Here is a 23,041-nt window from a genome sequence, read left to right on the forward strand (position 1 = left end):
AATGAGCGCAAGATGGCCGGAATCTGCACTTCGTGATCACAGCCTGAAAATGTGTGATCACGAAACGCTGCGCTGCGGCGTGGCTTTTCGCACCGCGGCGTGGCTGCGGCGTGGCTTTTCGCACCGCGGCGTGCTTGATACGAAAAAGCGCGCCCGGAAAACCGGACGCGCCCCAAGAATCGTGGCTGGTGAAGATCAGGCCAGCGAGGGATCGATCTCTATGCAGGCGGCCACAAGGCCTTTCACCGCGTCCACCGACTTGTCGAACATCACCTGCTCGTCACCCGACAGCTTGATGTCGACGATCCGCTCGATCCCGTCCTTGCCGATGATCGTGGGCACGCCGACATACATCCCGTTCAGGCCGAAGGCGCCGTCGACATAGGCCGCGCAGGGCAGCAGGCGCTTCTGGTCCTTCAGGTAGGCTTCGGCCATCTCGATCGCCGAGGTGGCGGGCGCGTAGAAGGCCGAACCGGTCTTCAGCAGGCCCACGATCTCGGCCCCGCCGTCGCGGGTGCGCTGCACGATCGCGTCCAGCTTCTCCTGCGTGGTCCAGCCCATCTGCACCAGGTCCGGCAGCGGAATGCCGGCCACGGTGGAATAGCGGGTCAGCGGCACCATCGTGTCGCCGTGGCCGCCCAGCACGAAGGCCGTCACGTCGCGCATGGAGACGTTGAACTCCAGCGACAGGAAGTGACGGAAGCGCGCCGAATCCAGCACGCCAGCCATGCCGACGACCTTGTTGTGCGGCAGGCCCGAGAATTCGCGCAGCGCCCAGACCATCGCGTCCAGCGGGTTGGTGATGCAGATCACGAAGGCGTTCGGCGCGTGCGCCTTGATGCCCTCGCCCACGGCCTTCATGACCTTCAGGTTGATGCCCAGAAGGTCGTCACGGCTCATCCCCGGCTTGCGCGGCACGCCGGCGGTGACGATGCAGACATCCGCGCCCGCGATGTCCTCGTAGCTGTTGGCGCCCTTCATCACGGCGTCGAAGCCTTCGGACGGGCCCGATTGTGCGATGTCCAGCGCCTTGCCCTGCGGCGTCCCTTCCGAGATGTCGAACAGAACGATGTCGCCGAGTTCCTTGATCGCGGCGAGATGGGCGAGCGTGCCGCCGATCTGTCCCGCGCCGATCAATGCAATCTTGGGTCTGGCCATGAATTGTCTCCGGTCCATGAGGATTGACGCTGAATGGGGTAGCCCCTGAATTGCGGTCGCGCAAGTTCGCAGGGCTCCTCCTTCCACCGCTTGGCGTTGTTGGTAGCCAACCGTCTTTCACATCGCAAGTGCTTGCGGATGGTCGGGCAAGCTGGTCCAGTGTCCGCAACCTTCAAGGGAGGAACGCCATGCCCATCCGCCCCCTGCGTTCGGCGCTGTATGTTCCGGCCACGAACGCCCGCGCGCTGGAAAAGGCGCGCACCCTGCCCTGCGACGCGATCATCTTCGATCTGGAGGACGCCGTCAGCCCCGACCGCAAGGACGAGGCGCGGGCGCATCTGATCGCCGCGCTGCGGACCACTGACTACGGTCATCGCCTGCGGCTAGTCCGAGTAAACGATGCGACGGACATCGACGCCCTTGCCGACGTGCCGCTGGACGCGCTGGTTCTGCCCAAGGTGCGCTCGGCAGACCTGCCGGACAGTCCGCACCCCTTGTGGGTGATGATGGAAACCGCACAGGCTGTCCTGAACGCCCCGGCCATCGCCGCCCATCCGCGGGTGGAAGGGCTGATTATGGGCACCAACGATCTGGAACGCGAACTGCACCTGCGCCCCCGGCCGGACCGACTGGGCCTGATCCACGCCTTGGGCGCCTGTGTCCTTGCGGCAAAGGCGGCAGGCAAGCCGATCCTCGACGGCGTGCAGGCGGCCATTCACGACAGGACCGCCCTGCGGCACGAGGCGGAACAGGGCCTCGACCTCGGCTTTGACGGCAAGACCGTGATCCACCCGGCCCAGCTGGAGGTGGTGAACGAGATCTTCCGTCCGTCCGCGGCCGAGGTCGACCTTGCCCGCCGCCAGATCGCGGCCCATGCCGCCGCCGAGCGCGAGGGCAGCGCCATCGCCGTCGTGGATGGCCGCATTGTGGAGGCCTTGCATGTCGCCATGGCGCGGCGCACGCTGGCCCTGAACGACGCCATCGAGAGCCTGTGAGGATCCATGAAGCTCTACCGCCTGCTGACCGAGGATGACACCTCCGCCTTCTGCCACAAGGTGACCGCCGCCCTGAACAAGGGGTGGGAGCTTTACGGCAGCCCCACCTATGCCTTCGACGCCGCTCGGGGCGTGATGCGGTGCGGTCAGGCCGTGGTGAAGGACGCGCCCGGAACCTATACGCCGGACACCAAGCTGGGCGAACAGTAAGTCCGTGATCACGGGCTTCATGTCCGTGATCACATCAGCCTTTTTCTTTCTCTTTGCCCATCAAATGGGCGAAGAGGGGCTTCTGTCCGCGTGACTTTGGCGTACAATCGTATATGACGGAATTGCGAAAACCAGCCAGCCCGCCCCCCTTTGAAGTCCTGCGGGCGTGCAAGCACAAGAAGGGTTCGAACATGGCTGAAGCGAAACGGGTTCAGCGACCGCTTTCCCCCCATCTTCAGATCTACCGCCCGCAGATCACCTCCATCACCTCGATCCTGACGCGAATCACGGGCAACGCGATGATGGTGGCCGTGGCGCTGATCGTGTGGTGGCTGATGGCTGCGGCCCTGGGCGAAGAGGCGTATGAGACCGCGAACGGCTTCATCACCTCGTGGTTCGGCGATCTGGTGATGTCCCTGTCCCTTCTGGGCATGTGGTACCACTTCCTCGCCGGCATCCGCCACCTGATCTGGGACCGCGGCTACGCGCTGGAGATCAAGAAGGCCGAGATGCTGGGCATCGTCTGCCTCGTGGGCTCCGTCGTCCTGACGCTCATCACGCTGATCGCGCTGTAAGGAGGCATTATGCGTTACCTGACCGACTACAAGCGCGTCCACGGCCACGGCTCGGCCCACAGCGGCGCGCATCACTACTGGAACACGCAGGTCTCCTCGGCCGCGCTGGTGATTCTGGTTCCGCTGTTCATCTTCACCTTCGGCCACGCGCTGGGGATGGAGTATGAGGACGCGGTCGAATACTACTCGCGCCCCCTGCCGGTCGTGATCGCGGCGCTGACGATGATCGTGGGCCTGATCCACTTCAAGAACGGCGCGCAGGTCATGTTCGAGGATTACACCAAGGCCAAGCTGCGGATCTCGCTGATCCTGCTGTCGACGGCGTTCAGCTATGTCTGCATCGGGCTGGTGCTGTTCGCGCTGGTCAAGCTTGCGCTCTGAAGGAAAAGCGATGTCTGCTTACGAATACGAAACCCATGAATACGATGTGGTCGTGGTCGGCGCCGGCGGCGCGGGCCTGCGCGCGACCCTGGGCATGGCCGAACAGGGCCTGCGCACGGCCTGCGTGACCAAGGTCTTCCCGACCCGTTCGCACACCGTGGCGGCCCAGGGCGGCATCGCCGCGTCGCTGTCGAACATGGGTCCGGACAGCTGGCAATGGCACATGTACGACACCGTGAAGGGGTCGGACTGGCTGGGCGACACCGACGCGATGGAATACCTCGCGCGTGAAGCCCCCAAGGCCGTGTACGAGCTGGAGCATTACGGCGTCCCCTTCTCCCGCACGGAAGAGGGCAAGATCTACCAGCGGCCCTTCGGCGGTCATACGACCGAATACGGCGAAGGCCCCCCGGTGCAGCGCACCTGCGCCGCCGCCGACCGGACCGGCCACGCGATCCTGCATACGCTCTACGGCCAGTCCCTGCGGCACAACGCCGAGTTCTACATCGAGTACTTCGCGCTCGACCTGATCATGACGAACGGCAAGTGCACGGGCGTCGTGGCGTGGAAGCTTGATGACGGCACGATGCACGTCTTCAACGCCAAGATGGTGGTGCTGGCCACGGGCGGCTATGGCCGCGCCTATTTCAGCGCGACCTCGGCCCACACCTGCACCGGCGACGGCGGCGGGATGGTGGCGCGCGCGGGCCTGCCGCTGCAGGACATGGAGTTCGTGCAGTTCCACCCGACCGGCATCTACGGGTCGGGCTGCCTGATCACCGAAGGCGCGCGCGGCGAAGGCGGCTACCTCACCAACTCGGAAGGGGAGCGGTTCATGGAACGCTACGCCCCGACCTACAAGGATCTGGCCTCGCGCGATGTGGTCTCGCGCTGCATGACGCTGGAAATCCGTGAAGGCCGCGGCGTGGGCGAACACAAGGACCACATCCACCTGCACCTGAACCACCTGCCGCCGGAAACGCTGCACGAACGCCTGCCGGGGATTTCCGAATCCGCGCGCATCTTCGCCGGCGTGGACCTGACGAAGGAACCGATCCCGGTCCTGCCGACGGTCCACTACAACATGGGCGGCATCCCCACCAACTACTGGGGCGAGGTGCTGAACCCGACGGCGGACAACCCGGACGCGACCCTTCCCGGCCTTATGGCCGTGGGTGAGGCCGGCTGCGCCTCCGTGCACGGGGCGAACCGCCTCGGCTCGAACTCGCTGATCGACCTCGTGGTCTTCGGACGCGCCGCGGCCATCCGCGCGGCCGAGGTCGTGGATCCGAAGGAGCGGAACGAGCCGCTGAACACGGCCGCGGTTGACGCGATCTTCGAACGGTTCGACCGGTTCCGCAACGCCAACGGCAGCACCCCCACCGCCGAATTGCGGCTGGAGATGCAGCGCACCATGCAGGCCGACGCCGCCGTGTTCCGCACGGACAAGACGCTGGCCGAAGGCGTGGCCAAGATGAAGGCAATCGCCGCCAAGATGGCCGACATCAAGGTGACCGACCGCACCCTCATCTGGAACTCCGACCTGATGGAGACGCTGGAGCTTGCGAACCTGATGCCGAACGCGCTGGCCACCGTGGTGGGTGCCGAGGCGCGCAAGGAATCCCGTGGCGCTCACGCCCACGAGGATTATCCGGACCGCGACGACGTGAACTGGCGCAAGCACAGCCTGGCTTGGGTTGACGGGAACGACGTGCGGCTGGACTACCGTCCCGTGCGTCTGGACCCGCTGACCGCGTTCGAGGATGGCGGGATCGATCTGAAGAAGATCGCGCCGAAGGCCCGGGTCTACTGATGCGCCGGATCGTCGCCTCTGCCCTGATGCTTGCCGCCTGCTCTCCGCAGACGGTGGCCGACAATGTCGCACGCAGTGCGGCCCGGTCGGTTGTGAACCCGGTCGTGGCACAATACATGCCATCCGGGCAGGCCGAGGCGGCGACCAACTGCGTCATCGACAACGCCGACGCGGGCGAGATCTCCACCCTGGCCCGCGACATCGGCACGCGCGCCGGCACCACCACGGTGCAGGTCGTGGCGCGGATCCTGTCCCGGCCCTCGACGGTGCAGTGCCTTGGTTCACAGGGCGTGCCCGCCCTGACGGGGCTGAGCTACTGATGCGGGCCGCGGCGCTTCTTCTTCTGGCGGTGGCGGCCTGCGGGCCGATCCCGCGCGAGGATGCCGAAGCCGCCTGCTTCCGCCGCGCCGAACTCGCCCTGCATCCGCGCGGCTACGTGGAAATCGGCACGGGTTCGGGCGGCCACACCTATACCGGCGTCGAGATCAACGCGTCGTCGGACTTCTTCATGGGACGCGATCCGGCAGCCGTCTACCAGACCTGCGTCTACAACAAATCGGGCGAGATGCCGACGCGTCCGCTATACGAGCGCCCTGATTGGAGGGGATGATCCTATGGTTCAGTTCACACTGCCGAAAAACTCCAAGATCCGCACCGGAAAGACCTGGCCGAAGCCCGAGGGCGCGACCAATGTCCGCAAGTTCCAGATCTATCGCTGGAGCGCCGAGGACGGGGAAAACCCGCGGGTCGACACCTACTTCCTAGACATGGACAAGTGCGGCCCCATGGTCCTGGACGCGCTGATCAAGATCAAGAACGAGATCGATCCCACGCTGACCTTCCGCCGGTCCTGCCGCGAAGGCATCTGCGGGTCCTGCGCGATGAACATCGACGGGATCAACACCATCGCCTGCATCTACGGTCTGGACCAGATCAAGGGCGACGTGAAGATCTACCCCCTGCCCCACATGCCGGTGGTCCGCGACCTGATCCCCGACCTGACGACCTTCTACGCCCAGCACGCCTCCATCATGCCGTGGCTGGAAACCAAGACGAACCGCCCGGCCAAGGAATGGCGCCAGTCGATCGACGACCGCAAGAAGCTGGACGGGTTGTACGAGTGCATCATGTGCGCCTCCTGCTCCACCGCCTGCCCGTCCTACTGGTGGAACCAGGATCGCTATCTGGGTCCGGCGGCGCTGCTGCACGCGTATCGCTGGATCATCGACAGCCGGGACGAAGCCACGGGTGAGCGTCTGGACGAGCTGGAGGATCCCTTCAAGCTCTATCGGTGCCACACGATCATGAACTGCGCCAAGACCTGCCCCAAGGGTCTGAACCCGGCGAAGGCCATCGCCGAAATCAAGAAGATGATCGTCGAACGGGTCGTCTGAAACGAAAAAACCCCCGCCAACCGGCGGGGGTTTTGCCTTGCGGCCGACGTTTTTACACCAGCGAGGCGTTCAGCGTGATCTCGGCGTTCAAAAGCTTGGAGATCGGGCAGTTCGCCTTGGCGTCCGCAGCCGCCTTCTGGAACTCATCCTCCGAGATGCCCGGAATGCTGGCCTTCAGCGTCAGCTCGGACTTCGTGACGGCAAAGCCTTCGCCGTCCTTGTCCAGCGTCACGGCGGCGACCGTGTCCATGTTGTCGGCCTTGAAGCCGGCCTTTTCCAGAACCAGCGACAGCGCCATGGTGAAGCAGGACGCGTGGGAGGCGGCGATCAGCTCTTCGGGGTTGGAGCCTTTCACGCCTTCGAACCGGATGGCGAAACCGTAGGGCTGCGCGTTCAGCGCGCCGCTCTCGGTGGAGATGGTGCCCTTGCCGTCCTTGATGCCGCCGGACCACTGGGCCGAGCCTTTTTTCACGATAGCCATGATCGTCTCCTTCGCATGGGGATACGGATCAGGCAGCTAGACCGGCGTTTCGGCCTTTCAACCGAAGAACCGATCACCTGCGCGCGAGAGGAGATCGCGGGCCAGATCCTCGCCCATCCAGGGGCCGTCGGCGACCGGGCCGCGACGCTCGCCCGCCAGCACCTCGGTCCCGTCGGGGCGTAGGATCTCTCCCCGCAGCCAAAGCCCGCCGTCCTCCAGCAAGGCGAGCCCCGCAATCGGCGTTTCGCAGGACCCGTCCAGCGTGGCAAGGAAGGCGCGCTCCGTCTGAATGCAGGCGGCCGTCGGCACATCGTGGATTGCCGCCAGCATGGCGGCGACGCGGTCATCGGCCGCCCGACGTTCGATCCCGATGGCGCCCTGCGCCACGGCGGGCAGCATGTCCTCGGGCGCGATGGGGCTTTGGCCCACCGCCATCCCCAGCCGGTTCAGGCCCGCCATGGCCAGGAACGTCGCTTGCGCCACGCCTTCGTCCAGCTTGCGCATCCGGGTCTGAAGATTGCCGCGGAACTCGACCACCTGAAGGTCGGGGCGCCGCGCCAGCAACTGCGCCCGGCGCCGCAGGCTTGACGTTCCGACGACTGCGCCCTGCGGCAGGTCGGCGATGCCGCCCGGACCGGGGGCGATGAAGGCGTCCCGCACATCCTCGCGCGGCAGCCAAGTGTCCAGGATCAGGCCCACGGGCTGTTCCACCGGCATGTCCTTCATGGAGTGCACGGCCAGATCGATGGTGCCGTCCAGCAGCGCCTCCTCGATCTCCTTTGTGAAGAGGCCCTTGCCGCCCAGTTCGCGCAAGGCGCGGTCCTGCACGCGGTCGCCCGTCGTCTTGATCGGGACGATCTGGAAGGCGTCGGGCGACAGGTCATGCGCCTGCGCCAGCCGGTCGCGCGTTTCATGCGCCTGGGCCAGGGCCAAAAGCGATCCACGGGTGCCGATGCGAAGCGGCGCGTCAGGGGTGGGCATCTGGGTCATGCGCTCCATCTACCGTGCCGGAAGGGGGCGGGCAACCTTGACTCTGCCCGCCCACCCCCCGAGATGGGCCCGAAGGAGATCCGACCATGACCGACAAGCCGATCCTGCGCGCCCTTGCGGGCGAGGTCCTGCCCACGCCGCCCGTCTGGATGATGCGTCAGGCCGGGCGCTACCTGCCCGAATACCGCTCGACGCGGGCGCAGGCGGGGGATTTCCTGTCCCTGTGCTACACCCCCGACCTTGCGGCCGAGGTGACGTTGCAGCCCATCCGCCGCTACGGCTTCGACGCGGCGATCCTGTTCGCCGACATCCTGCTGATCCCGCAGGCGTTGGGGCTGGACCTGCGCTTCGTGCAGGGCGAAGGGCCGCGCCTGTCGACGATCACCAACATGGCGGGCGTTCAGGCCCTGCGCCCGACCTACACGATCCACGACACGCTGTCCCCCGTCTATGAAACGGTGAAGATCCTGTCGCGCGAACTGCCCGATCCGGTGACACTGATCGGCTTTGCCGGCGCGCCCTGGACGGTGGCCACCTACATGGTCGCGGGCCGCGGCACGCCGGACCAAGGGCCCGCGCATCGACTGAAGGACACGGACCGCCCGGCCTTCCAGGCGCTGATCGACCGCATCACGGAAGCCACGATCGAATACCTGGACTGCCAGGTGCGCGCGGGGGCCGAGGTCATCAAGCTGTTCGACAGCTGGGCCGGATCGCTGAAAGGCGCCGATTTCGACGACTTCGCGCTGGCCCCGGCCAAGACCATCATCGCCGAGCTGAAGCGCCGCCACCCCACCCTGCCCGTGATCGCCTTCCCGCGCGAGGCCAAGGAGCGTTATGTGGGCTTCGCGCAGGCCGTGGGTGCCGACGCCGTGGCGCTCGACAACTCTGTCCAGCCGGACTGGGCGGCGGCGCAGGTGCAGGTGGCGGGCTGCGTGCAGGGCAACCTCGCGCCGCACCATCTGGTCGATCCCACGCATCTGGAGGCCGAGACGAAGCGCATCGTCGCGGCCTTCCGCAACGGGCCGCACATCTTCAACCTAGGGCATGGCATCACCCCCGACGCCGATCCCGACAACGTGCACCGGATGCTGGCCGCCGTCCGCGGCTGAGGCCGAACGCCGGCGCTACCGCTGCCACGGGCGTGGCGGTGGGCGCGCCGCCTTCGGCATCGCCGCCTGGCCTTGATGGGCGCCTCAAGCCTCAGCGACATCGCAGATGCCGCCACACGGGCCGGCCTTCATGCCCGACCCGCCATGCCATCCGCACGTGGATGTCGTCACCCGGGGGTGGCACGACCCACGCGCCCGGAATGTCGCCCGGGATCTGCATCATGCCGTCAGACAAAGCCATGCCACGAGCGACCTAACCGACGCGCTAACCCTCAGGGAACACCACTCCTGCGGGACATACACGAGTGCCTTATGGGCGGCCTGCAACTTCGGCCGCGTCTGTTCGCGTCTGCCCGCACAGGGCGTCACACATGTCAGGCGCCCCTCGGCGCGACGACAGGATTGGCCTTTCCCCCGCCACCATGCCACACTGCCCTCATGGACCAGACCGCACCCGACCTCGACACGATCGAAGCCCTCGCCCATGAGGCGGTGGAGGGCCTGCCCCCCGCCTGGCAGGGCCCGGCCCGCAGCGTCGTCCTCGTGGTGGAGGAGTTCCCATCCGAGGCCCTGCTGGCCGAGATGGAGATCGCCGATCCTTACGAGTTGACCGGCCTTTATGAAGGCATTCCGCTGACGGAAAAGTCGGTGATGGACCAGCCGATGGGCCCGGACCTGATCCGCCTGTTTCGCCGCCCCATCTTGGACGAATGGGTGGACCGCGGGAACGTGACGCTGCGCGAACTGGTCACGCATGTGATGGTGCACGAACTGGCGCACCACTTCGGCTGGTCCGACGATGACATCGCCGCCATAGACCCGTGGTGGGAATAGGCTATCCTTTCCCCGACCCACCCGGAGGAGAGATCATGACCATCACCCGTCGCGCCGCCCTGACGACCGGGGCCGCCCTGCCCCTGGCCGCCCTTGTTCCCGCCCATCTGGCCGCCCAGACGGCCACCCCGACGCCGGAGGCCCCCGCCATGCCGCTGCATCACAGCTTTCCCTTGGGCTCCATGCGGATCACGGTCCTGCTGGCCGGCCGGTCGCCCAGCGACAACCCGCACGGCACCTTTGGCCTGAACGCTTCGGAAGAGGAGTTCGTGGCCCTGTCGCGCGAGAACTTCATCCCGTCCGACCGCGCCATGGGCAACTTCTGCCCTGTGGTGGTGGAAGCGGGCAACGCGGTGATCCTGTTCGACACCGGCCTGAACCCCGAAGGGCTGAAGGCCGCGCTGGCTAGCGCCGGCATGGGGCCGGAAACGATCCGCACCGTGGTCATCACCCACATGCATGGCGATCACATCGGCGGCCTGTCGGCCGATGGCGCCCTGACCTTCCCCGACGTGGATCTGGTGACCGGCAAGGCCGAGATGGCCCACTGGTCCCAGGCCGGGAACGAGACGTTCGAGGCCAAGGTGCGCCCCTTCATCGACGATTTCCGCCTGCTGGAGGATGGCGAGGAGGTCGTGCCCGGCATCCGCGCGATGCTGGTCCCCGGCCACACGCCGGGACACATGGCCTTCATGCTGACGGAAGATGGCGGCCAGCGGCTGATGCTGACGGCGGACACGGCGAACCACTACGTCTGGTCGCTCGCGCGTCCCGAATGGGAAGTGCGCTTCGACATGGACAAGCCCCTGGCGATCGAAAGCCGGAAGAAGGTGCTGGCCATGCTGGCCGAGGAACGCATCCCCTTCATCGGCCATCACATGCCCTTCCCCGCCGTGGGCTATGTGGCTAAGACCGAGGACGGCTATCGCTTCATGCCCGAAACCTACCAGTTCGAACTGGCGGCGGAGTAAGATCCCGAAGGACGCCGGATCACTCGGCGTCCTTTTCCCACAACCCCGTCAGCGCCCGCGACAACAGGTTCGGGATGCGCGGACGGGGGGCGGTGTGGAACGGCATGGGGCGCGACAGCTCCATCGCCGCCACGCCGATGCGCGCGGTCAGGGCGGCGTTGATCATCCCTTCGCCGAACCGGCGCGACACGCGGGACAGAAGGCCCCCGCCCACCGCCGAATGCACAAGATCGTCCGTCACCGCCAAGGCGCCGGTGGCGACCAGATAGCTGAACACCCGGCTCATCAGCTTCAGGCTGCCAACGGTGCCGGACCGCCCGCCATAGATCTCGGCGATGCGGCGCACCATGCGCAGGTTGGCGAAAAGGGCCGTCGCCACGTCGGCCAGGGCCAGCGGCACCAGTGCCGTGGCGATGGCGACCTGCCGGGCCGCCCGCTCGATCTCGCGCCGGGCGTATTGGTCCAGCGGGGCCAGCAGCTCGGTCTCGGTCATGTCCAGAAGGGCGTCGGCGTCGAACGTCTCGTCCTGACGTTCGCGCAGGCGGGCCACGGCCTGCGGATGGTGCGGGGCATAGACGGCGGCGATGCCCCCGCTGGCGGACCGCGCGGCCTTCACGTCGCCCTTGGCCCGCGCCGCGTCCACCGCCAGCCGCAGATGGTCCAGCCGCGCCAGCCGGAAATAGGACAACGCCTCGCGCCCGGCCAGCATCACGGCGGCCAGGATCGCCAGCCCGATCAGCACGAAGGCCACCAGCCCCAGCACCGTGTTCCGGTTCAGAAGGGAGTCGATGAAGTCGTAGGCCGCGACCGACAGGATGAACCCGCCCGCCGTTCCGAAGGCCCAGAGCGCGAACTTCCACAATCCCGACGGCTTTTTCGCCCCCACGCGGATCGCGACGGCCAGCGCGCCCTCGCTGTCCTCGGGGACGGGGGCGGCCAGGGCGGGATCGGCGGGCTCTTCCCAGTCCAGAACAACGGGCTTCTTCATAGGCGGTCTCCGATCAGGAACTGGGCCGCGCGGTCCAGGCGGATGTGGGGCGGGCCTTCGCCAGGGCGCAGGGTGCTGCGGGCGGGGGCGAAGCTCATCATCGAAAACTCGGCGTCCAGCCATTTCTCCACCCCCTCGCGCGCGGGGGACAGAAGGCGCGCGGGATCGGCGGGCAGTTCGCCCGGATACATCGCGACCTGGCGGTTGTCGGGCAGGCGGCCGCGAACGGCCTCCAGCACCTCGCCGTGGCGGGTGATCTCCTCCTCCACCGTGGCGCGGAGGGAGGCGAGCGACATCGCCTCGGTCCGTGCCCCGGCGAAAGAGGCGCGGTCGCGGGCGTCGCGCAGCAGCGCCTCCATAATGGCGGTCAGGCGGGGGTGCTGGGCGTGGTGGACGTGGTCGGCCTTGGTGGCGGCGAACAGGATGCGTTCCACCCGCTTGCCCAGCAGGATCTGGCTCAGGAAGCTGTTCGCGCCGGGGCGGAAGGCGGTCAGGATGTCGGCCATGGTGCGGCGCAGATCCTCCAGCGCCTGCGGGCCGTCATGGATCGCGGTCAGCGCGTCCACCAGCACCACCTGCCGGTCGATCCGGCTGAAATGGTTGCGGAAGAAGGGGCGGACCACCTTGTCCTTGTAGCCTTCGTAGCGCCGGGCCATCTCGTGCCACAGCGTGCCACGCCCGGCCTCTGACGGCTTGGGCAGGGGTGCGAAGGTCAGGACGGGCGAACCGGCCAGATCACCGGGCAGCAGGAACCTCCCCGGCGTGCAGTCGGAATAGCCGTCCTTGCGCGCCATCTTCAGATAGGCGGTGAAGCTTTCCGCCAGCGCCAGCGCGCGGGCCTCGTTCAGCGGCAGGGCCCCGTCCTCGGCCCGCGCGGTGGCCAGGAAGTCCCGCGCCTGCGGGCGTTTCGCGATGCGGGCGAAGGTGGCGTCGGACCATTCCTCGAAGCTGCGATCAAGAAGGGCCAGGTCCAGCAGCCATTCGCCGGGATAGTCGATGATGTCCAGATGCACCGTCTGCATCCCTTGCAGGCCGCTGAACATCCCCGACGGCCGCACCCGGAACGACAGCCGCAGTTCGGAGATGGAGCGGGTGGAGTCCGGCCAGCGTGGATCGTCCCCGGTCAGGGCGGCCAGATGGGCCTCGTATTCGAAGCGCGGCAGGGTGATGTCGGGCTGGGGTTGCAGCCAGACGCTTTCGATCCGGCCCTCGGCCTCAGCCTTCAGCTGGGGCATCCGGCCCCGGTCCAGCAGGTTCGCGACAAGGCCGGTAATGAACACCGTCTTGCCCGCCCGCGACAGGCCCGTAACGCCCAGCCGGATCACCGGATCGCCGAACAGCCCCCCGACGCTGGAGATCGTGCCTTCCACGCGGCGCGTGACGGTGTCGGTCAGGGTCGATAGGGCCAAGTACGTTTCTCCGGTTGCCGGTCTGATGTAGGCCCCTGCGCGGCGCTTGTGTAGGGCGCGCGGTTGGTGCTAGGCGAAAGCCCATGCCCAGATACGCATTGAAAATCGATTACGACGGCGGCCCCTTCCACGGCTGGCAGCGGCAGGCGCAGGGCCAGCCCTCGGTCCAGGGCGCGATCGAGGACGCGCTGGCCCGGCTGGAGCCCGGCCCCCACACTATCGCGGCGGCGGGCCGGACGGACACTGGTGTGCACGGCACAGGACAGGTGGCCCATTGCGACCTGACAAAGCCTTGGGATCCTTTCAAGCTGGCCGGGGCGCTGAACCATCACCTGAAGCCCCTGCCGGTGGCCGTGGTGGCTTGCGCCGCCGTGCCGGATGACTTTCATGCCCGCTTCTCGGCGCATGAACGGCGCTACCTGTTCCGGCTGATCGCCCGCCGCGCGCCCCTGACGCATGACCGGGGCCTTGCGTGGCAGGTGTCGCACCGGCTGGACGCGCAGGCCATGCGCGACGGGGCGGCGCATCTGGTGGGGCATCACGACTTCACCACCTTCCGCAGCACGATGTGCCAGGCGAAATCGCCCGTGAAGACCATCGACGAGATCACGATCGAGGAGGTGGCGCTGGACGCGGGCGTCGAATACCGCTTCCGCCTGCGCGCGCGCAGCTTCCTGCACAACCAGGTCCGGTCCATCGTGGGCACGCTGGAACGGGTGGGCGCGGGCGGCTGGCATCCCGACCGCGTTCGCGACGCGCTGGAGGCAAGGGACCGCGCCGCCTGCGGACCCGTCTGTCCGCCGCAGGGGCTGTACCTGACGGGGGTTGGCTATCCCGTCGATCCGTTCCAGGGTTGATCCCGCAAACTGAGGAGGAGACACTCATGCCGCAGGCCGACCTGTATTTCACGACCGACCAGACCCTGACCGACATCCTGCCCGCCATCGAACGCACGATCGCCGCCTTTGACAGCGGCGCGGGCGTCTGCAAGGGGCGCGCCCATCCGGTGGCCGACCATCACCACAGCCACGTCCTTCTGCGCCTGTCGCTGCTGCCGAAACCCCATCGTGACGACGCCTATGCGGCGGAACTTGGAAAGCGGCTGGCCGAGGTGATCCGCCCGCAGGTGAAGGCCCCGGCCGCGCTGGCGGTGAACATCCAGTTCGATCTGGTGCATTACACCGCCGTGAAGGTGGAATAAGGGCGGGGTTTCCCCCCGCCCTCAGACCTCATCTCGCGTGATCGTCCGCGAAGATGTCCTTCTTGTGGGTGTTGTTCGGCACGAACAATGTGCCGATCACCAGCGTCATCACCGCCACGGTGATGGCGTACCACAGCCCCGCATAGATGTTGCCCGTCTGGGCCGAGATGGCGAAGGCCGTTGCGGGCAGCAGCCCCCCGAACCAACCGTTCCCGATGTGATAGGGCAAGGACAGGCCGGAATAGCGGATGCGCGTGGGGAACATCTCCACCAGCGCCGCCGCGATCGGGCCGTAGACCATGGTCACCAGCAGGATCAGATAGGTCAGGATGGCGATCAGGCTCAGCTTCTGGACGGTGAAGATGTCGAAGAAGTGGTTGGCCTTGGCCACCGTGGCGTTCTGACCGCCCAAGGGATAGCCCGCCTCGCCCAGCGCGGTGTTCAGCGCCCCTTCAAAGCGCGCCTTTTCCGCCGCCAGCGCCGGCCCCGTCAGGGACGCCGCGTCATAGGCCGCGATCTGCGTGGGGCCCACGGACACCGTGGCGGGCGCCCCTGCCGCCCCCTCATCGCTTTGGTAGTTGACGGAGGCTTTCGCCAGCGCCGCCTTCGCGATGTCGCACGAGGAGGTGAACTTCGCCGTGCCCGTCGGGTTGAACTGGAACGAACAGTCGTCCGGGGCATGCGTCACCTTCACCGGCACCATCTGCGCGTCATACAGCGCGGGGTTCGCGATGTGGGTGATGCCCTTGAACACCGGGAAGTAGGTCAGGGCGGCCAGAAGGCAGCCGGCCAGGATGATCGGCTTGCGGCCGATCCGGTCCGACAGCCCGCCAAAGAACAGGAAGCCGCCGGTGCCCAGGATCAGCGCCCAGGCGATGAAGACGTTCGCGCTGAAGCTGTCCACCTTCACCACGTTCTGCACAAAGAACAGCGCGTAGAACTGGCCCGAATACCAGACCACCGCCTGCCCCGCCGTCAGGCCGAACAGCGCGATCAGGGCGATCCGGCCGTTCTTCCACGTCCCGAACGCCTCCTTCATCGGCGCCTTGGAGGTGCGGCCCTCTTCCTTCATCTTCTTGAAGGCGGGGCTCTCCTCCATCTGCAGGCGGATGTAGAGGGAGATGCCCAGCAGCACGATGGAGCCGAGGAACGGGATCCGCCAGCCCCAGGCGTTGAAGGCGCTGATCATCTGCGGCGTGCCGTCGGCGGCCAGCACCGCGTTGCCCGACAGGTCAAGAACCGGCTGCATCGGGTAGTTGCCGTTCACGTAGCTTTGCACGATCAGGATCACGATCAGCGACAGCAGAAGGCCGAGCGTGGCCGTGGTCTGAATGAAGGCGGTGTAATAGCCGCGCCGGTTCGCAGGCGCGTGTTCGGCCACATAAACGGCCGCGCCGCCGTATTCCCCGCCCAGCGCCAGCCCCTGCAGCATCCGCAGCGCGATCAGCAGGATGGGCGCGGCAATCCCCCAGCTGGCATAGCCGGGCAGCAGGCCGACGATGAAGGTCGAGATCCCCATGATCAGGATGGTGACCAGGAAGGTGTATTTCCGCCCCACCTTGTCGCCCACCGCGCCGAAGACCAGCGCGCCGAAGGGCCGCACCAGGAATCCCGCGGCAAAGGCCAGAAGCGCGAACACGTTGCGTGTGGCCTCGGGGAACGCGGTGAAGAACTGCGCCCCGATGATCGCCGCAAGCGAGCCGTAAAGGTAGAAGTCGTACCATTCGAAGATCGTCCCGGCCGAGGAGGCCAGGATGACCTTCTTTTCCTCGCGCGTCATGGGGCGCGCCCGTACGTGCCCCACGTTCACAGCGTTGTCTGCCATGTCGTTTCCCTCCCATGTCGGGGCCTTGGCGGCCCCTTTCCCCATTCGATCCGGCGAAGGGCCCTCCCAAGCCCCTGCATCCGCCGGTTCGCATGCCCCCGTCAGGGGGTTCTGGATCGCAGGACGGGTCTGACCATCCCTTCCAGATCGCGGCTGACGGCCGCGATGTCCTGCATTGCGTCCAGGCGCTGCAACACGCCCGCCCGCTGGTAATGGCCGATCAGCGGCGCGGTCTGGGCGTGATAGGTGTCCAGCCGCTGGCGCGCGGTATCGGCGTTGTCGTCCTTGCGGCGCAGGAACTCCGTCCCGCCGCACACATCGCAGACGCCTGCCATGGCGGGCCGCTTCAACGTGTCGTGATACCCTTCGCCACAGGTGGCGCAGGTATAGCGGCCCGACACGCGGGCCACCATCGTGTCGTCGTCCACCTCCAGGCTGATGACGGCGCCGACCGACTGGCCGCGCGCGGCCAGAAGCCCGTCCAGCGCCGCCGCCTGCGCGGCCGTGCGGGGAAACCCGTCGAGGATCACCCCCCGCCCGGTGTCGGGATCGGCCATCCGTTCCGACAGCACCTGCAAAACGATGGCGTCGGACACAAGGCCGCCGGCCTCCATCACCGCCTGCGCGGCCTGACCCGCAGGCGTGCCCGCCTTCACCGCCGCGCGCAGCATGTCGCCGGTGGACAGCTGGACCAGACCGAACCTCCGTTCCAGCGCGCGCGACTGCGTGCCCTTTCCCGCGCCGGGCGGGCCCAGCAGGATCAGGACGGCGGGCTGGGTCACCGAGGGGCAGTTCATGCCTCGCCCCGGTTCTGGCGGTTGGCGATCAGGTCGTCCACCACCGCCGGATCGGCCAGGGTGGAGGTGTCGCCCAAGGATCCGAAGTCGTCCTCGGCGATCTTGCGCAGGATCCGGCGCATGATCTTGCCCGACCGGGTCTTCGGCAGGCCCGGCGCCCATTGCAGGAAATCGGGCGTGGCGATGGGCCCGATTTCCGCGCGGACCCATTTCACCAGATCGGCGCGCAGGGCATCCGAAGGCTCCACCCCGTTCATCAGGGTGACATAGGCGTAGATGCCCTGCCCCTTGATGTCGTGCGGCACGCCCACGACCGCGGCCTCGGCCACGTCGGGATGGGCGACCAGCGCGGATTCCACCTCGGCCGTGCCCATCCGGTGGCCGGACACGTTCAGCACGTCGTCGACCCGTCCCGTGATCCAGTAATAGCCGTCCGCGTCACGCCGGCAGCCGTCACCGGTGAAGTAGGTGCCCTTGTACTGGCTGAAATACGCCTCCTCGAACCGTTCGTGATCGTCCCACAGGGTGCGCATCTGGCCGGGCCAGCTGTCGGCGATGGCCAGGACGCCCTCCGCCTCGCCCGAAAGCTCCTCGCCCGAGGTGGGGTCCAGAACCACGGGCTTCACCCCGAAGAAGGGTTTCGTGGCCGATCCGGGCTTCGTCGGGATGGCGCCCGGCAGGGGCGTGATCATGTGGCCGCCGGTTTCCGTCTGCCAGAAAGTGTCTACGATGGGGCATTTGCCCTTGCCGATATGGGTGTCGAACCAGTTCCACGCTTCGGGGTTGATCGGCTCCCCCACCGTGCCGAGGATACGGAGCGAGGACAGGTCATGTTTCGCGGGCCACGCCTCCCCCTGCCCGATCAGGGCGCGGATGGCGGTGGGCGCGGTATAGAACTGGTTGACCTTGTGCTTTTCGACCGTGGCCCAGAACCGGCCCGCGTCGGGATAATTGGGCGTACCTTCGAACATCAGGGTCGTGGCGCCGTTGGCCAGCGGACCATAGACGATGTAGCTGTGCCCGGTGACCCAGCCCACATCCGCCGTGCACCAGTAGACGTCGCCCTCGTGATAGTCGAAGACCAGCCGGTGCGTCATCGCGGAATAAAGAAGGTATCCCCCCGTCGTGTGCACCACCCCCTTGGGCCGACCGGTGGAGCCGGAGGTGTAGAGGATGAACAGCGGATCCTCCGCCCCCATGGGCCGGGGCGGGCAATCGGGGGCCACCGTTTCCATCAGCGCCTTCACGTCCACGTCGCGCCCGTCGATCCAGCTGATCTGGTCGCCCGTGTGCTTCACGACCAGGCAGCGCACCTTTTCCGAACAGCGCAGCAGGGCCGCGTCCGTGTTCGACTTCAGCGCCGTGCGCTTGCCGCCGCGGGGCGCGGTGTCGGCGGTGATCACGAGCTTTGCCTGGCAATCGTTGATCCGGTTGGCAAGGCTGTCGGGCGAAAAGCCCGCGAAGACCACGGAGTGAATGGCCCCGATGCGCGCGCAGGCCAGCATGGCGTAGGCCGCTTCGGGGATCATGGGCAGGTAGATCACCACCCGGTCGCCGCGCATGACCCCCTGGCTCAGCAGCACGTTGGCGAAGCGGTTCACCTTTTCCGACAGCTGGGCATAGGTGATGTGAAGCGCCGGCTGCGCGGGATCGTCCGGTTCCCAGATGATCGCCGTCTGGTCGGCCCGGGCCGGCAGGTGTCGGTCGATGCAGTTGACCGAGGCGTTTAGCACCCCGTCCTCAAACCAGCGGATGGACACCTGCCCGTGCGTCAGGTCGGTGTTCTTCACGCGGGTGAAGGGCTTGATCCAGTCCAGGCCCTGACCCTCGCGGCCCCAGAAGGCGTCGGGGTCGGAGATGGACTCGGCGTACAGCCGGTCGTAGTCGGCGGCGGTCACATGGGCGCGGGCGACGGTTTCGGGCGACGGGACATGGATCCCGCAGGCTTGATCCAGCATGGCACTCCTCCTTCGACGGCGCCGAAAGCGGGTTCCCTCCTCCCCCCGATCGGCCCCTTGAAGGGATGCTATCGCGGCTTTCCGGACAAGGCGAACGAATTTTTCAGCCGGTTTCGTCCAGCCAGGCGGGCAGTTCGCCGATGTCGTTCAGAACCACGTCGGCCAGTTGTTCCAGATCGCCGCGCAGGGCCGGACCCGTCAGCACCGCGACCGCCGCCATGCCCGCCGCCCGCGCCGCGTGCAGATCGTGCGCGCTGTCGCCCACCATCGCGACGTGGGCGGGATCAAGGCCCGTGGCCGCGCAGAAGGCCAGAAGCTGCCCCGGCGCGGGCTTGCCCCCGTGGCCGCTGTCGAATCCCGCAATGAACGCAAAGCGCCCGTCGACCCCGACGCGTTCCAGCTGCCGGCGGGCCGGCGCCTCGCCATCGTTGGTCGCGACGCCCAAAGGCAGGCCACGCGCCCGCAGGTGGTCCAGCAGGGCGACCAAGGGCACGGCCTCCACCATGGGGGCGTCGGCGGACAGGCGGTTCATCAGCGCCAGAAGATCGTCCTTCGTCCAGCCCGGCAGATCGGGCAGCATCAGGTCCGCCACCTCGGCCGAGGTGCTGGCGATGACCGGGCTGTCCGGGGCGAAGCGCTGGGTGGCCATATCGAAGCCGATCCGGCGGGCCAAAGGTTCGGGATCCGGGGACAGCCGGTGCAGCAGCGCGGCCGCCCAGGCGCCCCAGCTGGCCTGAAAGTCGAACAGCGTGCCGTCCTTGTCGAACAGGATGCCGCGGATCATCCTCAGGTCCAGTGCGGAAGATCGCCGCCGGGCAGCACCGCCCGCACGCGCATCGGCAGCGTGTAGGGCAGGTTCGCCGCATCGCAGAAGGCGATGACGCGCGAATCCTCGGCCAGAAGGAAATCCAGCACCGCGCCCAGGAATTCGGGACGCGCCGCCGCTTCGCGCAGGCTGTCGGGCGCGGCGCCGGTGGCGGCCATGAAATCGGGCAGAAGGTCCGGCTGGCCCGCCAGCCAGCCAAGGGCCTGAAGCGCCGTGCGTTCGGCCGCGTCGCGGCTGGGAAGATCGTCTTTCATGGGCGACATCGTGCCGATCGGCGCGGCGATTGCAAGGGCCCCAAAGACGCGAAAGGATTTCTTAACCAATAGGGGGGAACCTGCGACATGAGGACCCACCGGGAAAGAGGCAGAATGACCCGACACGTGCTTGTCATCGATGTTTCCCATGCGAACCGGACGACGCTGAAGCGTCGTCTGGCGACCGGATGCTACACGACCTCCTTCGCCGCCTCGGCCGAGGAGGCGCTGATCGACGCACGCCAGACCCGGCCCGACGTGGTCCTGATCGACATGCCGGACGCGGTGGCGCTGCTCCAGCACCTGTGCCGCGACCTGCGTTTGCGCGACGTGCCCCTTCTGGTCCTGTCGGACGAACAGGACCGCCTGCCCCTAATCCGGGCCGGCGCCACGGACGTGCTGACCCGCCCCGTGGACGAATCGGTCCTGCTGGCCCGCCTGCGCGCCATGCTGCGCCAACGCGCCCAGAACGAGGAGCACACCTCCACCGGCTTGGCCGAAGAAGGCGCGGGATTCGAGATGCCGGCCTCCGTCGCGTTCATCGCGGACCGGACCGATGGCACCGCCCGCCTGCGCACCGACCTTGTCCCGTACATGAGCGATCGGCTGCTGCGCCTGACGCGCGAAGAAGCGCTGACCGGCCGCACCGTCCCCGACCTCTTCGTGATCGAGGCGGGCTTGGGCGGCTCGGCGGCGGGCCTGCGCCTGATGTCGGAACTGCGCGCGCAAGCCGAAACGCGCAACGTGCCCGTCTGCATCCTCGATTCGGATCAGGACGCGCAGGGCGTGGCCATGGCCTGGGACCTTGGCGCGGATGAGGTGGTGCCCGCCCAGATCGGCGCGCCCGAACTGGCGCTGCGCTTGTCGATCCTGCTGCGTATGAAACGCCGACAGGACCGCCGCCGCGCATCCGTCGCGCAGGGGCTGCGCATGGCGATGGTGGATCCGCTGACCGGCCTGCACAACCGCCGCTTTGCCATGCCGCGTCTGGAAACGATGGCGCATGGCGATCTGGCGGTGCTGCAGATCGACCTCGACTGGTTCAAGTCGGTCAACGACCGTTACGGCCACGCGGCGGGGGACGCGGTTCTGCGCAAGGTCGCCTCGCGCCTGACGGAACGCCTTGGCCCGCAGGATCTGGCTGCTCGCATCGGGGGGGAGGAGTTTCTGATCGCCCTGCCCGACACCCAACTGGCGCAGGCCATCGGCTTTGCGGACCAGCTGTGCCAGCGCATGGCGGCCGATCCCGTCCATCTTCCGTCCGGAGAGGTGGTGGACGTCACCATCTCCATCGGGCTGGCGACGCGGCGGCGGATGGGCGGTGAATCCATGGCCGACACGCTGGACCGTGCCGACCGGGCGCTGCTGCAATCCAAGCGCGACGGGCGCAACCGCGTGACCGTCGCCTCTTCCCCCGCGGAATGGACGACCGCCCGCAGCGCCTGAAGGGTCAGTGATCCTTCGGGTGCGGGCGGTCACGCTCCATCCGTTCGGCCAGACGGTTGGCGAAGGCCAGCCGTTCCTCCGGCGTCATCTCGGCCAGGCGCTGCGCCATCAGGCGCTGGCCCAGCGCCATCATCTGCCCGCCCCGTTCCCGTTGCCGCGCAAAGATGGCTTCTGTTCGCGCCGGATCGTAAGGCTCGGTCCGCAGGGTGGTCAGCAAGTCCGCCGTGTCGTCCTTCATCGCCTGCCAGCCCTTGCCGAAGTCCGGCGCCTCGCGGTGGAAAGCGTCGCGCATGGCCTTGCGATCCTCTTCGCTGAACGCGCGGTCATAGGCCCCGAAGGCCGGGCCGCGGCCGGGATCGGGCGGTGGCGGATGGCGCAGGGCCGCCCCCGCCACGATGCCGGCGATGGCAAGGTTCAGGGTGACCGACAGGATCAGCAGAAGGCGCAGGGTGCGGGGGGAAAGCATGGGCGTCATTCCGTCACGAAGGCGTAGGTGGGAAGAAGGTCCACGCGCTGGTCGGCCCACAGCGCGGCCGTCACGGTGGTCAGGGTTTCAGGCTGGGCATAGCCGATCCAGACACCAGCCAGTGCCGCCGTGGCCATGCCGGCGGTGGCGCCCACGCTGCCCAGGAACAACGGCAGGAACCGCGTCCAGCGTCGCTTCAGCGCGGTGCGGGTCTGCCACCGGTCCTGTTCGGCCTCGGCATCCGTCAGGATGCGGGCCATCAGCGCGGGCGATGGGACGGGCGCGCGGGTGCGGGCGGCGGCCAGAAGATCGTCCAGATCCTGTTCCATCATTCAACCTTCCTCATAGCCAATGCGTTCACGCTGCCCCGACAGAAGGGCCGCCAGGGTCCGCTTGCCGCGCGCGGTCAGACTTTCGACCGCCTCCACCCCAATGTCCATGATGCGGGCGATGTCGGGATTGGTCAGCCCTTCGATGTGGCGCAGAACCACCGCCTGACGCTGCCGGTCGGGCAGACGGGCCAGCGCCGCGTCCAGCGCGGCCATGCGTTCGCCCTGCATCATGTCCTGCTCAGCCGTCGGGGCGTCGTCCTCCACCTCGGGGGCATCGTCCAGCGGGACGCCGCGGCGGCGGCGCAGCCGGTCCGTGCACAGGTTGGAGGTGACGCGGTAAAGCCAGGTCGTGACCTTCGCCTCCCCCTGCCGCCATTCGGGGGCGATGCGCCACAAGCGCAGCATCGCCTCCTGCGTCACGTCCTCGGCCTCGGCCCGGTCCGTCAGCATGCGGGCGGCAAAGCCCAGCACCCGCGGCGTCAGCCGCAGGGTCAGGGCGCGTGCGGCGGCGCGGTCGCCATTGGCGTACAGCACCAGCAGCGCCTCGTCCGGAATGTCGGGCAGGGTGTCGAGGGGCACGGTCATCGCCTGTCAGCAGCCTTGTGGTGCAGGGGCCGGCAAGGGC

At 67.5% G+C, this 23,041-nt stretch carries 27 protein-coding genes; 14 read left to right on the top strand and 13 right to left on the bottom strand.

Annotated elements, in window-relative coordinates; all coding sequences use genetic code 11:
* Positions 1 to 195: 195 nt before the first annotated feature.
* Complete coding sequence (gene mdh / locus PIJ50_RS01735; RefSeq protein ID WP_271972148.1) at positions 196 to 1,158, bottom strand: malate dehydrogenase; 963 nt, start codon at positions 1,156 to 1,158, stop codon at positions 196 to 198.
* A 188-nt stretch (positions 1,159 to 1,346) separates the two neighbouring features.
* Between mdh and PIJ50_RS01740 the strand changes: the two genes are divergently transcribed.
* From PIJ50_RS01740 to PIJ50_RS01775, 8 genes are all read left to right on the top strand, one after another.
* Entirely contained in the window at positions 1,347 to 2,153 is an 807-nt protein-coding gene (locus PIJ50_RS01740) for an HpcH/HpaI aldolase/citrate lyase family protein (protein WP_271972150.1), read from the top strand.
* A 6-nt stretch (positions 2,154 to 2,159) separates the two neighbouring features.
* A complete protein-coding gene (locus PIJ50_RS01745; RefSeq protein ID WP_271972152.1) occupies positions 2,160 to 2,363 on the top strand; it encodes a DUF1737 domain-containing protein in 204 nt (67 codons plus the stop codon).
* Between the two features lie 191 nt (positions 2,364 to 2,554).
* On the top strand, positions 2,555 to 2,938 hold the full coding sequence (gene sdhC / locus PIJ50_RS01750; RefSeq protein ID WP_271972153.1) for a succinate dehydrogenase, cytochrome b556 subunit: 384 nt from the start codon (positions 2,555 to 2,557) through the stop codon (positions 2,936 to 2,938).
* A gap of 9 nt (positions 2,939 to 2,947) precedes the next feature.
* Complete coding sequence (gene sdhD / locus PIJ50_RS01755; RefSeq protein ID WP_271972154.1) at positions 2,948 to 3,319, top strand: succinate dehydrogenase, hydrophobic membrane anchor protein; 372 nt, start codon at positions 2,948 to 2,950, stop codon at positions 3,317 to 3,319.
* Positions 3,320 to 3,329: 10 nt separating this feature from the next.
* Positions 3,330 to 5,132, top strand: coding sequence for a succinate dehydrogenase flavoprotein subunit (gene sdhA / locus PIJ50_RS01760; protein ID WP_271972155.1), 1,803 nt, complete (start codon positions 3,330 to 3,332; stop codon positions 5,130 to 5,132).
* Positions 5,132 to 5,452, top strand: coding sequence for a hypothetical protein (locus PIJ50_RS01765; protein WP_271972157.1), 321 nt, complete (start codon positions 5,132 to 5,134; stop codon positions 5,450 to 5,452). The genes sdhA and PIJ50_RS01765 overlap by 1 nt, the downstream gene beginning before the upstream one ends.
* Positions 5,452 to 5,742 (top strand): hypothetical protein, encoded by a 291-nt coding sequence (locus tag PIJ50_RS01770; protein ID WP_271972158.1) that lies wholly within the window; start codon positions 5,452 to 5,454, stop codon positions 5,740 to 5,742. The genes PIJ50_RS01765 and PIJ50_RS01770 overlap by 1 nt, the downstream gene beginning before the upstream one ends.
* A gap of 4 nt (positions 5,743 to 5,746) precedes the next feature.
* Positions 5,747 to 6,526, top strand: coding sequence for a succinate dehydrogenase iron-sulfur subunit (locus PIJ50_RS01775; protein ID WP_271972159.1), 780 nt, complete (start codon positions 5,747 to 5,749; stop codon positions 6,524 to 6,526).
* A 52-nt stretch (positions 6,527 to 6,578) separates the two neighbouring features.
* Here the strand turns inward: PIJ50_RS01775 and PIJ50_RS01780 are convergent, their stop codons facing one another.
* Both PIJ50_RS01780 and hemC read right to left on the bottom strand, forming a co-directional pair.
* Positions 6,579 to 7,007, bottom strand: coding sequence for an OsmC family protein (locus tag PIJ50_RS01780; RefSeq protein ID WP_271972160.1), 429 nt, complete (start codon positions 7,005 to 7,007; stop codon positions 6,579 to 6,581).
* Positions 7,008 to 7,064: 57 nt separating this feature from the next.
* Positions 7,065 to 7,997, bottom strand: coding sequence for a hydroxymethylbilane synthase (hemC, locus tag PIJ50_RS01785; RefSeq protein WP_271972162.1), 933 nt, complete (start codon positions 7,995 to 7,997; stop codon positions 7,065 to 7,067).
* An 86-nt stretch (positions 7,998 to 8,083) separates the two neighbouring features.
* Here hemC and hemE point away from each other — a divergent pair, with 86 nt between their 5' ends.
* The 3 genes from hemE (at position 8,084) to PIJ50_RS01800 (ending at position 10,914) form a co-directional block, all read left to right on the top strand.
* Entirely contained in the window at positions 8,084 to 9,109 is a 1,026-nt protein-coding gene (gene hemE, locus PIJ50_RS01790) for a uroporphyrinogen decarboxylase (RefSeq protein WP_271972164.1), read from the top strand.
* 438 nt (positions 9,110 to 9,547) lie between these two features.
* Positions 9,548 to 9,943, top strand: a complete 396-nt coding sequence (locus tag PIJ50_RS01795; RefSeq protein WP_271972166.1) for a metallopeptidase family protein — start codon at positions 9,548 to 9,550, stop codon at positions 9,941 to 9,943.
* Between the two features lie 35 nt (positions 9,944 to 9,978).
* Complete coding sequence (locus PIJ50_RS01800; RefSeq protein WP_271972168.1) at positions 9,979 to 10,914, top strand: MBL fold metallo-hydrolase; 936 nt, start codon at positions 9,979 to 9,981, stop codon at positions 10,912 to 10,914.
* A 19-nt stretch (positions 10,915 to 10,933) separates the two neighbouring features.
* Here PIJ50_RS01800 and PIJ50_RS01805 read toward each other — a convergent pair whose 3' ends face one another.
* Together PIJ50_RS01805 and PIJ50_RS01810 are read right to left on the bottom strand one after the other, a co-directional pair.
* Entirely contained in the window at positions 10,934 to 11,902 is a 969-nt protein-coding gene (locus PIJ50_RS01805; protein ID WP_271972170.1) for a YcjF family protein, read from the bottom strand.
* Positions 11,899 to 13,311 (bottom strand): YcjX family GTP-binding protein, encoded by a 1,413-nt coding sequence (locus PIJ50_RS01810; RefSeq protein ID WP_271972172.1) that lies wholly within the window; start codon positions 13,309 to 13,311, stop codon positions 11,899 to 11,901. Before PIJ50_RS01810 ends, PIJ50_RS01805 begins: the two co-directional genes overlap by 4 nt.
* An 83-nt stretch (positions 13,312 to 13,394) precedes the next feature.
* Between PIJ50_RS01810 and truA the strand changes: the two genes are divergently transcribed.
* Together truA and PIJ50_RS01820 are read left to right on the top strand one after the other, a co-directional pair.
* Complete coding sequence (truA, locus tag PIJ50_RS01815; protein WP_271972173.1) at positions 13,395 to 14,168, top strand: tRNA pseudouridine(38-40) synthase TruA; 774 nt, start codon at positions 13,395 to 13,397, stop codon at positions 14,166 to 14,168.
* A 26-nt stretch (positions 14,169 to 14,194) separates the two neighbouring features.
* Complete coding sequence (locus PIJ50_RS01820) at positions 14,195 to 14,512, top strand: hypothetical protein (RefSeq protein ID WP_271972175.1); 318 nt, start codon at positions 14,195 to 14,197, stop codon at positions 14,510 to 14,512.
* Between the two features lie 28 nt (positions 14,513 to 14,540).
* Here the strand turns inward: PIJ50_RS01820 and PIJ50_RS01825 are convergent, their stop codons facing one another.
* The 5 genes from PIJ50_RS01825 to PIJ50_RS01845 form a co-directional block, all read right to left on the bottom strand.
* The gene (locus PIJ50_RS01825; RefSeq protein ID WP_271972177.1) at positions 14,541 to 16,337 is read right to left on the bottom strand and encodes an MFS transporter; all 1,797 of its coding nucleotides are present in this window, start codon (positions 16,335 to 16,337) and stop codon (positions 14,541 to 14,543) included.
* 101 nt (positions 16,338 to 16,438) lie between these two features.
* The gene (locus PIJ50_RS01830) at positions 16,439 to 17,134 is read right to left on the bottom strand and encodes an adenylate kinase (protein WP_271972179.1); all 696 of its coding nucleotides are present in this window, start codon (positions 17,132 to 17,134) and stop codon (positions 16,439 to 16,441) included.
* Positions 17,131 to 19,092, bottom strand: coding sequence for an acetate--CoA ligase (gene acs / locus PIJ50_RS01835; protein WP_442900697.1), 1,962 nt, complete (start codon positions 19,090 to 19,092; stop codon positions 17,131 to 17,133). Before acs ends, PIJ50_RS01830 begins: the two co-directional genes overlap by 4 nt.
* Positions 19,093 to 19,195: 103 nt before the next feature.
* Positions 19,196 to 19,876: an HAD family hydrolase gene (locus PIJ50_RS01840; RefSeq protein WP_271972180.1), complete on the bottom strand. Its 681-nt coding sequence runs from the start codon at positions 19,874 to 19,876 to the stop codon at positions 19,196 to 19,198.
* Positions 19,877 to 19,878: 2 nt separating this feature from the next.
* A complete protein-coding gene (locus tag PIJ50_RS01845; protein ID WP_271972182.1) occupies positions 19,879 to 20,172 on the bottom strand; it encodes a DUF3572 domain-containing protein in 294 nt (97 codons plus the stop codon).
* A gap of 114 nt (positions 20,173 to 20,286) precedes the next feature.
* On the opposite strand from PIJ50_RS01845, the gene PIJ50_RS01850 reads away from it, so the two are divergent.
* Positions 20,287 to 21,618 (top strand): diguanylate cyclase, encoded by a 1,332-nt coding sequence (locus tag PIJ50_RS01850; protein WP_271972184.1) that lies wholly within the window; start codon positions 20,287 to 20,289, stop codon positions 21,616 to 21,618.
* A gap of 4 nt (positions 21,619 to 21,622) precedes the next feature.
* On the opposite strand, the gene PIJ50_RS01855 is transcribed toward PIJ50_RS01850, so the two are convergent.
* From PIJ50_RS01855 to PIJ50_RS01865, 3 genes are read right to left on the bottom strand one after another with little or no spacing between them, the layout of a single operon-like run.
* On the bottom strand, positions 21,623 to 22,084 hold the full coding sequence (locus PIJ50_RS01855) for a periplasmic heavy metal sensor (RefSeq protein WP_271972186.1): 462 nt from the start codon (positions 22,082 to 22,084) through the stop codon (positions 21,623 to 21,625).
* A 5-nt stretch (positions 22,085 to 22,089) separates the two neighbouring features.
* Positions 22,090 to 22,416 (bottom strand): dihydroorotate dehydrogenase, encoded by a 327-nt coding sequence (locus PIJ50_RS01860; RefSeq protein ID WP_271972188.1) that lies wholly within the window; start codon positions 22,414 to 22,416, stop codon positions 22,090 to 22,092.
* Positions 22,417 to 23,001, bottom strand: coding sequence for an RNA polymerase sigma factor (locus tag PIJ50_RS01865; RefSeq protein WP_271972189.1), 585 nt, complete (start codon positions 22,999 to 23,001; stop codon positions 22,417 to 22,419).
* Between the last annotated feature and the right edge of the window lie 40 nt (positions 23,002 to 23,041).

Source organism: Falsirhodobacter sp. 20TX0035, from assembly GCF_028307215.1.
Lineage (GTDB): Bacteria > Pseudomonadota > Alphaproteobacteria > Rhodobacterales > Rhodobacteraceae > Falsirhodobacter.